Genomic DNA, 516 nt, shown 5'->3' with positions numbered 1-516 from the left:
GGAATGGCACAGCAGTATCAGGTCAGGCAGCAACAGAAGATCAATTGGCAGCAGTTGATAGCAAGTTGGGTACGTTAGACGATGCAGCAGTTAAATATGACAATGCAACGACTAAAGACAAGATCACACTTGCAGGAGCTGGTGGTACCACGATTACTAACGTAAAAGCGGGTGCGGTGAATTCAAGCTCAACTGATGCGGTGAATGGTAGTCAATTATTTAACACAGCAAACAATGTGAAGAATATTGTGGGTGGTTCAACCACAATTGATGCGACAACTGGTGCCATCACGACCAATAACATTGGTGGTACAGGTTCGAACACGATTGATGGAGCGATCACAAGCGTTAAAGATGCAGCTACCAAAGCGAAAACGACGGTTACAGCTGGAGATAACGTTGTTGTGACCCCAACAACGAATGCAGATGGTTCAAGCAACTATCAAGTATCGACAGCGAAAGATGTGAACTTCGACAAGGTAACTGTAGGTACAGTTGTTGTAGATAAAACGACAG

1 pseudogene is annotated in these 516 nt (G+C 44.6%); it reads left to right on the top strand.

Features of this window, described 5'->3' with window-relative positions:
- Positions 1-516, top strand: a pseudogene (locus tag F3J02_RS18375) (cell surface protein); the annotation flags it as partial.

The sequence above is a fragment of the Acinetobacter sp. Tr-809 genome (genome assembly GCF_011753255.1).
GTDB lineage: Bacteria > Pseudomonadota > Gammaproteobacteria > Pseudomonadales > Moraxellaceae > Acinetobacter.
Note: the sequence above shows the minus strand (reverse complement) of the source record. Positions and strands in the feature narration are given on the sequence as shown.